Annotated in this window: 9 protein-coding genes and 2 tRNA genes; 3 read left to right on the plus strand and 8 right to left on the minus strand. The window is 64.8% G+C overall.

Annotation, left to right across the window (positions count from 1 at the left end):
- Positions 1–85: 85 nt before the first annotated feature.
- The 4 genes from V3330_RS19390 to V3330_RS19405 form a co-directional block, all read right to left on the minus strand.
- Positions 86–162 (minus strand) — tRNA-Asn (locus tag V3330_RS19390).
- 108 nt (positions 163–270) lie between these two features.
- Complete coding sequence (locus V3330_RS19395) at positions 271–873, minus strand: GspH/FimT family pseudopilin (protein ID WP_354697120.1); 603 nt, start codon at positions 871–873, stop codon at positions 271–273.
- 100 nt (positions 874–973) lie between these two features.
- Positions 974–1,534: an aspartyl/asparaginyl beta-hydroxylase domain-containing protein gene (locus V3330_RS19400; protein WP_354697121.1), complete on the minus strand. Its 561-nt coding sequence runs from the start codon at positions 1,532–1,534 to the stop codon at positions 974–976.
- A 64-nt stretch (positions 1,535–1,598) separates the two neighbouring features.
- The gene (locus V3330_RS19405) at positions 1,599–2,789 is read right to left on the minus strand and encodes a pyridoxal phosphate-dependent aminotransferase (RefSeq protein ID WP_354697122.1); all 1,191 of its coding nucleotides are present in this window, start codon (positions 2,787–2,789) and stop codon (positions 1,599–1,601) included.
- Between the two features lie 228 nt (positions 2,790–3,017).
- Between V3330_RS19405 and uvrB the strand changes: the two genes are divergently transcribed.
- Positions 3,018–5,048 carry an excinuclease ABC subunit UvrB gene (uvrB, locus tag V3330_RS19410; protein WP_354697123.1) on the plus strand — a complete coding sequence of 677 codons (2,031 nt, stop codon included), beginning with the start codon at positions 3,018–3,020 and terminating at the stop codon, positions 5,046–5,048.
- Between the two features lie 22 nt (positions 5,049–5,070).
- Here uvrB and sufU read toward each other — a convergent pair whose 3' ends face one another.
- Together sufU and V3330_RS19420 are read right to left on the minus strand one after the other, a co-directional pair.
- Positions 5,071–5,556, minus strand: coding sequence for a Fe-S cluster assembly sulfur transfer protein SufU (sufU, locus tag V3330_RS19415; protein WP_354697124.1), 486 nt, complete (start codon positions 5,554–5,556; stop codon positions 5,071–5,073).
- A gap of 10 nt (positions 5,557–5,566) precedes the next feature.
- Entirely contained in the window at positions 5,567–6,748 is a 1,182-nt protein-coding gene (locus V3330_RS19420; protein WP_354697125.1) for an endonuclease/exonuclease/phosphatase family protein, read from the minus strand.
- Between the two features lie 132 nt (positions 6,749–6,880).
- On the opposite strand from V3330_RS19420, the gene V3330_RS19425 reads away from it, so the two are divergent.
- Positions 6,881–7,489 carry a carboxymuconolactone decarboxylase family protein gene (locus V3330_RS19425; protein ID WP_354697126.1) on the plus strand — a complete coding sequence of 203 codons (609 nt, stop codon included), beginning with the start codon at positions 6,881–6,883 and terminating at the stop codon, positions 7,487–7,489.
- An 18-nt stretch (positions 7,490–7,507) separates the two neighbouring features.
- On the opposite strand, the gene V3330_RS19430 is transcribed toward V3330_RS19425, so the two are convergent.
- Both V3330_RS19430 and V3330_RS19435 read right to left on the minus strand, forming a co-directional pair.
- Positions 7,508–8,857, minus strand: a complete 1,350-nt coding sequence (locus tag V3330_RS19430; protein WP_354697127.1) for an MATE family efflux transporter — start codon at positions 8,855–8,857, stop codon at positions 7,508–7,510.
- A 9-nt stretch (positions 8,858–8,866) separates the two neighbouring features.
- Positions 8,867–9,778 carry a DUF2608 domain-containing protein gene (locus tag V3330_RS19435; protein ID WP_354697128.1) on the minus strand — a complete coding sequence of 304 codons (912 nt, stop codon included), beginning with the start codon at positions 9,776–9,778 and terminating at the stop codon, positions 8,867–8,869.
- Between the two features lie 217 nt (positions 9,779–9,995).
- Here V3330_RS19435 and V3330_RS19440 point away from each other — a divergent pair.
- A tRNA-Ser gene (locus V3330_RS19440) sits at positions 9,996–10,088 on the plus strand.
- Positions 10,089–10,366: the final 278 nt, after the last annotated feature.

Consider the following 10,366-nt stretch of genomic DNA (forward strand, 5'->3'; position numbering starts at 1 on the left):
CCTGATCCGTTCGCGCCGGGCACAGTGTTAACCATGTGCCCGGAATAAGGTGTAAACCATGTGATCGGAATGCACCTGATTTGTATGGCTCCCCGGGTCGGATTCGAACCAACGACCTAGTGATTAACAGTCACCCGCTCTAACCAGCTGAGCTACCGGGGAAGAATGTGAGGCGCGGTATTTTCGGTGCTTTGGTGGGGGGAGTCAAGCATTGGCGAGCGAAAGCGGGACTCGTGCTGGTGCCGGATTCACCCGTGCCGGCTGCCGGGGTCAGCCCGTGGAGTACGGGCAGGCTTCCGGGTCTGTGCCGGGGGCGGGTTCGCGGCGGATGCGGCCGGTGTTGGATACCACCAGTTTGCGCGCTTTCGGTGGGCCGCGGTGGTCGCAGAACGTGATGGAGCCGTTGCTGCCGGGTGCGCTGCCGTCGGGCAGAAAGCGCAGGGTGGGGCGCCCGTTACTGCTGCGGATGGTGAGATGTTCCAGGCCCGGTTCCACGCGGTGGACCGGTTCGGCCGGCTGATGGGCACGGTCGCCGTTGAAATCACTGAACACGAACCAGCCGCCGCTCCAGTCACTGTCCGTCAGGCAGCCAATTTCCGGGCGTCCCGGGCAAGCCACACTGGTGACTGCCTGGCGAATGGCGGTATCGCGGGCCAGCGCCAACTGGCCGTGCAGGGCATGCATGGCCGCACTCATCCGTTGGCGGGCGCCGAAGTCCTGCAAGGCCGGTACGCCCGTCACCAGCAAAACGGCGGCGATGGCGAGGGTGATCAACGCCTCCAGTACCGTGAATCCGCGTTGACTCGCGGATGGGTCGCCAAAGTGCCCGATGGTGGTCGAATCGGTCGGCTTGGAAAACCAGGTTGGCAGCATGAAAACAGTCTGGCCTCGGAACTAACGGATGGGCAGTGGAAATCTCCTCGAACGAGTGTAGGAAATCGTCAGGACGGGTTGTCCGGGAGTGCGCTCGCAATCAGGCGGCGGCGTCGAAGTAATCGAAGATCAGGTGAATGCGGTCGACCGGGGAGGGGTTGCAGCCGCCGTGGGGAATGCGGTTGTTGACCTCGAAGGCGCTGCCACGGGGGAGGTGGTATTCGTCTTCGTCTTCCCAGAAACGCACGTCCGGGTGGGTCACCAGCGGGACGTGAATTTTGTGCGGAACTGCGGCCGCCGGCATGCCGTCGACGTGTTTGTGAATCTGTTTCCCGGCTTTCAGTTTGGCCAGCATGATGCGACAGGTCTTGCCGTTCTCGTAGCCATAGTGTGGGGTTACCGCTTCGATGATCGGTTCGATCGCGTCGCGGTAGCGGTCCCAGATCGGCATGAAGTCGGACCGCCGATGGTCATTCAGGCTCACCGGGAACTGGAATACGATGTGCTGGGTGCCCTTTTCGAAATCGCCGAACTTGTTCGGCTTGTGGGCGTTTTCGATCAGAAAGGTATCGCGGGAATGCTCCAGCAGCGCGTCCAGGGGCTGCAACAACGCCTCGGGCACACGCCCGAGTTCACGGATGTGTCCGTCAAAATCACACATAGCCAACGCCAAAACCCGAAAAGCTTACCAACGCAGGAGATTATACATGGGCGTCCCGAGGCCTTCACGCGGTGACGATCGCCTTGCGGATCCGGCTTACTGCGTCTTCGAGGTAGTCCATGGAGGCGGCATAGGAAAGGCGCAGATGGCCGGGGGCACCGAACGCGGAACCCGGTACGGTGGAAACCCCGGCTTCTTCGAGCAACCAGCCGGCCAGGTCGACATCATCGCGCAGCGGTTCCAGTGCATCGATCACGCCCTGGAATGAGGGAAAGGCGTAAAAAGCGCCGTCACAGCTCGGGCATTCCACGCCCGGAATATCGTTCAGGGCCGCGCTGAAGTATTCGTAGCGTTCGCGAAAGGCGTCGCGCATCTCCGCCACGCAGTCCTGCGGCCCGTTGAGGGCGGCGACAGCCGCGGCCTGGGACACCGAGCCGGCGCACGAGGTGCTCTGGCCCTGTACCTTGCGCATGGCGCGAATCAGGGCTTCCGGCCCGGCCGCGTAACCGATGCGCCAGCCGGTCATGGCATAGGCTTTGGAGACTCCGTTCACAACCAGTGTGCGGTCGGCCAACTCCGGACAGGCGTTGAGCAGGGTGCAGAACGGCGCCTCGCCCCAGTAGATGTGCTCGTAAATATCATCGCAGGCGATGAATACCTTGGGGTGTTCGGCCAGGACATCGCCGATTTCGCGGTATTCGTCGCGCGAATACACCTTGCCGGTGGGATTGGACGGCGAGTTGAGAATCAACAAGCGGGTATGGTCGTTAATGCTGTTGCCCAATTGCCGCGCCGTGATCTTGTAATCATGCTCCGGCCCGCCGGTCAGAATCGCCGGCTGGGCATCGGCCAGCTTGGCCATGTCCGGATAGGACACCCAGTAGGGCGCCGGCACGATGACCTCGTCGTCGGGATCCAGTAACGCCAGTAGCAGGTTGAACAGACTTTGCTTGGCGCCGTTGGATACCAGGATCTGCCCGGGCTCGTAGTCCAGATCGTTGTCGCGGCGGAATTTGCCGATGATGGCCTGTTTGAGTTCCGGCGTGCCGTCCACCGGTGTGTACTTGGTCTGGCCGTCTCGAATGGCCTGGATCGCGGCTTCCTTGACGTGCTCGGGCGTGTCGAAGTCCGGCTCGCCAAAGCCCAGCGACACGATGTCGCGCCCCTCCGCCTGCAAGGCCATCGCCTGCATGCTGACCGTGATGGTGGCCGAGGGCTTGATCTGCTCCACCCGGCCTGAAATCTGAATGCTCACGCTTATCCTCTCTCCGTATTCCCTGATACGGGCCCATTGAGGAGTGTGCCGCATGGGACCGGCGCTGTCGATGATCGGGGGGCAGTGATGCCACGGAAGGCCCTGGAATCGGGTCTCCTGCGAATACCGCGGTCGTCGTGGCGGCCCCGTCCGGGTTTCCCGGTGCGGTATAATGGGCGATTCGATTCGCGGCCCCGTCGGGTCGTGCTCACCACCTGTCGGAGACCCATGAGCGTCGAGCCCAAACCGTTCGTTCTGCACAGCGATTTCAAGCCCGCCGGGGACCAGCCGGTGGCCATCGAGACGCTGATCGACGGCATCGAGGCCGGACTCGCGCACCAGACCTTGCTCGGCGTGACGGGTTCGGGCAAAACCTTCACCATCGCCAACGTCATCCAGGCCATTCAGCGCCCGACCCTGGTGATGGCGCCGAACAAGACCCTGGCGGCCCAGCTCTACGGCGAATTCCGCGAGTTCTTCCCGCAGAATGCCGTCGAGTATTTCGTGTCCTACTACGACTACTACCAGCCCGAGGCCTACGTCCCCTCGTCCGATACTTACATCGAGAAAGACGCTTCGATCAACGAGCACATCGAGCAGATGCGGCTGTCCGCCACCAAGGCCCTGCTGGAACGCCGTGATACCGTGATCGTGGCCACCGTTTCGGCCATTTACGGCCTGGGCGATCCGACCCAGTACCTGAGCATGGTGCTCCACCTGTCGGTGGGCGAGCAGGTCAATCAGCGCACCGTGCTGCGCCGCCTGGCGGAAATGCAGTACAGCCGCAACGACATGGAACTGCGGCGCGGCACTTACCGCGTGCGGGGCGACATCATCGACATCTTTCCGGGCGACGAGGATGCCGAAGCGATCCGGGTCGAGTTGTTCGATGACGAGATCGAATCCATCCGCGTACTGGATCCGCTGACCGGCGAGATCCTGCGCAAGCTGCCGCGCATCACCATCTACCCCAAGTCGCATTACGTGACACCGCGCCAGGTGGTGCTGGACGCTGCCGAGAACATCTCGGCCGAACTGACCGCCCGCCTCGAGGTGTTGCGCAACAATCAGCAACTGGTGGAAGCCCAGCGGCTGGAACAGCGCACCCGTTTCGACCTGGAGATGATGCTGGAGCTCGGCTACTGCAACGGCATCGAAAACTATTCCCGCCACCTGACCGGCCGCGGGCCGGGCGAGGCGCCGCCGACCCTGTTCGATTACCTGCCCGAGGATGCGCTGCTGGTGCTGGACGAGAGCCACGTGATGGTGCCGCAACTCGGCGCCATGTACAAAGGCGACCGCTCGCGCAAGGAAAACCTCGTGACCTACGGATTTCGCCTGCCGTCGGCGCTGGACAACCGGCCGCTCAAGTTCGAGGAATGGGAGGCGAGGGCGCCGCAGTCGATCTTCGTTTCCGCCACGCCGCGGGCCTACGAGCTGGAGCGCTCCTCCGGGGATGTCGTCGAGCAGGTGGTGCGGCCCACCGGCCTGATCGATCCCGAGGTCGAGGTGCGGCCGGTGGCCAATCAGGTGGACGATCTGCTGTCCGAAATCAATTTGCGCGCCGGGGTTGGCGACCGGGTCCTGGTCACCACGCTGACCAAGCGCATGGCCGAAAACCTCACCGAATACCTGGCCGATCACGGGGTGCGGGTGCGCTACCTGCATTCGGACATCGACACCGTCGAGCGGGTCGAGATCATCCGCGACCTGCGCCTGGGTGAATTCGATGTACTGGTCGGCATCAACCTGCTGCGCGAAGGCCTGGACATGCCCGAGGTTTCGCTGGTCGCCATTCTCGATGCCGACCGCGAGGGTTACCTGCGTTCGGACTCCTCCCTGATCCAGACCATCGGCCGGGCCGCCCGCAACGTGCGCGGCAAGGCGATTCTGTACGCCGACCGGATCACCGGTTCCATGGAGCGCGCCATGGCCGAAACCGATCGGCGCCGCGCCAAACAGGTGGCCTATAACGAAGAACACGGCATCGAGCCGCAAACCATCCGCAAACGCATCGCCGACATCATGGAAGGGGCGCGTGACTCCGCGCCGCGCGGACGCAGCGGGCGCAAGGTGGCCGAGGCCGACAGCTCGTACGAGGCCGTGACTCCGGAGAATCTGGGCAAGGCCATCGCGGAACTGGAAGAGCAGATGTTCGGCCACGCCGAGCGTTTGGAATTCGAGGACGCGGCGCGCCTGCGCGATCAGATCAGGCGGCTCAAGGAACGCGTGCTGAGAACTCCCGGAGTACCGGCCTGACGGCAGGCCCGGGGCTGGCCTGTCAGTCGTCCGGGTCGCCGGATTCCGACACCGCCAGGCCGGCCGCTTCCCACGGCAGCAGCGCGCACCGGATGCGGCTGGGGTAACGGCGCACGCCGGACAGCGCGCGCAGGTCGTCGTCGCCGCCTTCCTGATCTTCGCCCTGCAGCAGGCTTTCCAGCCACTGCGACGTGCTCTGCAGTTCGCTCAGGGTGTGCCCCGGTGTTTTCTCGCACAACAGGGATGCCGACGCCAGGCAGATGGCGCAGGCCTCGCCGTCGAAAGCCGCCGCTTCGATGCGGTCGCCGGCCACGCGAAACCGGACCGTCACCCGGTCGCCGCACAAGGGGTTGTAGCGTTCGGCGGCATGGGTGGGCTCGATTTCGGCCTGGAAGCCCACCGGCTCCACCGAGTGCTGCAGCACGGTTTCGCGGTAGAACTCCGCCGGGTTGGGGGCTGCCTCGGATGGGGAATCTGCGGCGCCGGATTTCGGGGTCTGATCGTTCATCGGCGACATCTCACCAGAAAATGTCCAGCCATACCAGCCGGTGATCGGAAACCGTGATCGCCTCGTCGCCCGGCTCGCCGGGGGCGGGCCAGAAAACGCCGCAGTCTTTCACATTCAGCCCGCGGGCGGGCAACACGTGGTCGAGACGCAGATTGCCGGTGCGCTGGTCGTTGAAATCGGCGGTGTCGGCGGCGGCCTCGCCGGTTTGCCGGTGGTTTACGCCGCCCTGCGAACGGGCCGCGATGACCGCGCCGGTGCTGCGCGGCACGCAACTGGCATCGATGCGCGGATGGTCGATTAGCTGACCGATCGCGCCGGGCAGCGAATCACCGTCGTTCGGATCGGCGTTGAAGTCGCCGAGGATCACGAAGTCGGCTGTTGCAGCCAGCCCGCCGGAGATTCCGGCATCGTCGATCGGCGAGAAACCGTTGGAGGAATCCAGATACTCGGCCCAGAACCGGATCTCGTCGTAATTGCGTCGCCCGTTACGGTCTTCGGGGCCGTCGAACACGGGTGGCGTGGGATGGAAGGCCAGCACGTGCAGCGTGCGCTCCCCGATCATCACGGGCACATCCCAGTGGCTCTTGGAACTCAGGCGCAGAGTCCGCCATACGGCGTCCGTGTGGAAATTCGTGCCCGGTGGATGCTGCGGCCGGTGCGCGTCCGGCAGGTGGTGCCATGGGAAGCGCTGAAAAGTCCGAACCGAAGCCTCGTCGATGGGGTGCCGTGACAACAACAGCATGCCGTACTGGCCGGGAAAATGCCCGAAGCCCCAGGCATCGCCCGGGTCGCCGGTACGGCCGTCCCGATCGAGGTCCCGGCCGCTGTCGATCCCGGTGTTCACCGCGGCGCGAAACGCATACGGGTAGCGGATGGGAGTTTGTCCCGCCGCGGCGATCGCCAGGTAGCGGTCGTTCAGCAGGGCGGGTGCGTCGATGCCCGGGTCGTAATCGAATTCGTTCAGCAACAGGATGTCCGGCCGCACGGTTTGCACGATGGATGCCAGTTGCCGCAGCCGGGGGTCGTCGCCGGAGGCGAGCGCCCGGCTCAAGGCACCGGCCGCCTCGCGGCCCATCGCGATGTTGAACGTGGCGATGCGCAGGGTGTCGCGTGGGTCCGGCTGCGTATGATTCCGGTTCGCGGTAGATGCGCAGCCCGTGAGGGTCAGCGCCAGGACGAGAATCGGAACCACGACCGCAACCCGATTCAGGACCGGGGCCAGGACGCCTCGTGTGACGGATCGCTGAGTGTTGCCGGATGGTGGCATCCCGTTATGATAACCGCGCCCGGCGGTGCGCCGGATACCGACAGGAGACAGGCGTTCATGGCTTTCATCGACATCATTCCCCCGGATCGCGCCGAAGGGCGCCTGGCCAAACTCTATCGCCGGGTCAGCGGACCGGGCGGCCAGGTGGACAACGTGCTTCAGGTGCACAGCCTGCGCCCGCATTCACTGGAAGGCCACATGGGCTTGTACAAGGCCGTGCTGCACCATCCGGGTAATACCCTTCCGGGCTGGTACCTCGAGGCCGTCGGAGTGCTGGTGAGCCACCTGAATGGCTGCGATTACTGCTTTGGGCACCACAGCGCCGGCCTGCGGCGGCTGTTGGACCCGGCGGATGGGGATTTCGACGCCTGGCTCGGCGCGATCACGGCCGCCGAACCGGGACCGCCGCTGGATGCGGCCCAGTGCGCCGGCTTGCGCTACGCTCGCCGCCTGACGCGGGAACCCGAATCCATCACCCAGGCCGACATCGATGCACTGCGGACGGCCGGGCTCGAAGACGGACAAATCGTGGAGATCAACCAGGTGGCGGCCTATTTCGCCTATGCCAATCGCACCGTGTCGGGCCTGGGTGCCAGCGCCGAGGGTGAAGTCCTGGGGCTGTCGCCCGATGCCGCGGACGACCCGCAATCCTGGTCGCACGGCTGAACTCGTCCGGGCGCGGGTTCAGGTGGCTGGAAGGCGCCGTTCCAGCAGCGGGTACCACACGGCCTGCGCCAGTCCGCGCACGCCCATGAAAATCAGCACCGCGGCCCACAGCCCGACCAGACCGTGGGTTCGGGTGAGCGGTTCCAGAATCAGCAGGTAGGTGCCGAAGGCCACGCCCATGGTCACCATCATGGCCCCGGCCGCAGTGGCACCGATGAACACCCCGTCAAACTGGAAACACCACACCGAGACCAGGGGCAGGGCGATGATCAGCGGCATCAGATCGGCCACCACGCCACGCACCTCGGTCAGATCCGTCAGCACGGCCGTCACCGCGTCGCCGCCAAGCCAGAAGCCCACCGCGTAGAGCACGCTGGCGATCACCGCCCACTGGCTGGTCAGCCACACCCAGCGCCGGAACACGGTGCGCCGGCCATGCCCCCAGGCGGCGCCCGCCAGCGCCTCGGCGGCGTGGGCGAAGCCATCCAGACCCAGCGCCATCAGCATCATGAACTGCATCGCCACGTGGCTTGCGGCCATGCCGACATCGCCCAGCGCACCGGCCTTGCGCATGATCAGGGCCAGCGCCGTCATCAGGAACAGGGTACGGATGAAAATGAATCCGTTGAGAAAAATCAGGCTGCCGAATTTCCGGATGTGCCAGGTGGCGCGCTGACGGATTCGCGCCACCAGCATTGCTCGATCGAGCAGGCGCAGCAGCACCCAGACACTGGCCACCGCCGCCAGCCACTGGGCGATGAGGGTGCCCCAGGCCACGCCGGGGACGCCCATATCCAGCCCGATGACGAAGATCACATTCAGCACGCCGTTGGTCACGTTCAGCAGGAGTTGCAACCACAGGATGGCGCGTACCCGGGCCAGCCCGAACAGGACGCCGGTGATGGCATAGCCGAGCAGGGTGGCCGGCGCGGCCCAGATGCGGATGCGAAAGTACGCCTCGGTGATGTCGGCCACTTCGGCAGGTGGCGCCATGGCACGCAGGCCCGCTACCAGCAAAGCGTCCTGAAAAATGAGCAGGGCGCCTCCGAACAGCAGTGACAGCGCGCAGGCCCGGATCACGGTGGCGACCAGGGTGTCGTCGTTTTCGCGACCGCGTGCCTGGGCCACGAGGCCCGTGGTTCCCATGCGCAGAAAACCAAAGGCCCACAGCAGATAATTGAAGATGACGGTGCCCAGGCCCACGGCCGCCAGGTGTACCGGGCTCGGCAGATGCCCGATGGCCCAGGTGTCGACCAGGCCCACCAGCGGGGCCGACGAGTTGGCCAGGATGGCAGGCCAGGCGATGGCCCAGATCTGCCGGTGCGGACGGGTGAAATCGCCCGCCGCCGGGGTTGCGGCTGCCCTCATGATGGCGGGTCAGCCGGCGGGTGCGGGGCAGCCCGGCGGCAGATCCGAGGCCGGAAGCTCAAGATGATCAGGGCCGAAGACTTCCTGCAGGCGGCGCAATGCGTCGTTCACGCTTTCCCATTGCCGCGCCGCTTCGGCCGGATCGAAGGCTTCGACCGTGGCGTCCTCGCGGCCATAGCGATAGGCCTGTATGGACACGCCGGTGCCGGCGAATCGATCCAGTACGTGTTGCAGATTTTTCTCCTTGTCGTCGGCCATCACGATCACGGCCGGCTCGGGCGTGTCGGTGAGTTCCAGCAAATCGGCCAGCATGTCGCCCTTGTGCTGACCGGCAGTCAGGAACACGCCGTCCTCGAGGCGAGCGTCACGTATACCGCTGGGTGGCAGGAAATCGTCGGGATAGCCGCCGTCCGGGCCGATCGTATGGCTGCCGAAATCAAATCCATGCCGGCGCAGTTCACGAAACGTCTGCAAGCGGAAGCCGGGTCCGCGCGAGGTCAGCGCCAGGGTGCGCAGGCCGGCCTGCTGCAGGCGCCCCAGTTGCGCCGCGGCATCGTCCTGGGTCGGCCGCATCGCGCTGGCGTAGTACAGAGCGCCCTGCACGGCGAGCGGTTCCGCCACCCGTTCGGGGGCGCACGGCGCGGTCTTCTCCAGATCGCGCTGCCACTCCCACCACTGGTCCGAACCGAGGTCCTGCTCCATCGCCAGCAGAGTGTTGTCGATATCGAACACCACCAGCACCGCGTCGGTTCCCAGCGTGTCGGCAAAGTCCAGTGCGGCGTCAACCACCGTGGCCAGATCGTCGGTCTGAACCATCCGGCTGGGCGGAGCGGCGGGCGCGGCCGGTGCGCGGATCGTGGTTGCCGTACAGGCGTTCAGGATGGCCAACAGGATCAGCGAAACGAATACGAATGGGCGCATGGCGGATTCGGCCGTTACCGGAATGCAGGGGAGCCTCACTGTGCCAGTGAAGCCGGTCTGCCGCAATACACAGATCGACCCTGAGACGGCGCTGCACAATTGATTCAGCGGCCTCCTTCACCTACAATTCCCGCCCTTCTGCCGCCGCGCACGGGCCATGCCCGCGCCGGGGTCACCGACGGCCTGTTCGGATCGGCAAGGCAGATTCCAGGTTCAAGGAGAGGTGCCGGAGTGGTCGAACGGGCTCGCCTGGAAAGTGAGTGTACGGTTTATAGCCGTACCGAGGGTTCGAATCCCTCCCTCTCCGCCAGACAGAAAAAGCCCGCCTCGCGCGGGCTTTTTTTATCTGCCGAAGAGGCCGGGTGAGAGCCCTCCCGCGCGGAGCGCACTAGGGTTCGACAAACCGGCAGGAAAGCCGGTTTGGACGGTAGAACGGGGTCGGGCCAGATGCAAAATCCATAACCGATTGATTCAATGTAATATTTCAGGACTGTGGAGCTGGAATTGCGCCCCTTGGATTCAACTGCGAAGCGCAACGGTGAGTGATTCCTGAGTGTTGTTGAACACTTCATAAGGCGTCAAGTAGTC

Source organism: Elongatibacter sediminis, from assembly GCF_037892215.1.
Lineage (GTDB): Bacteria > Pseudomonadota > Gammaproteobacteria > Xanthomonadales > SZUA-36 > Elongatibacter > Elongatibacter sediminis.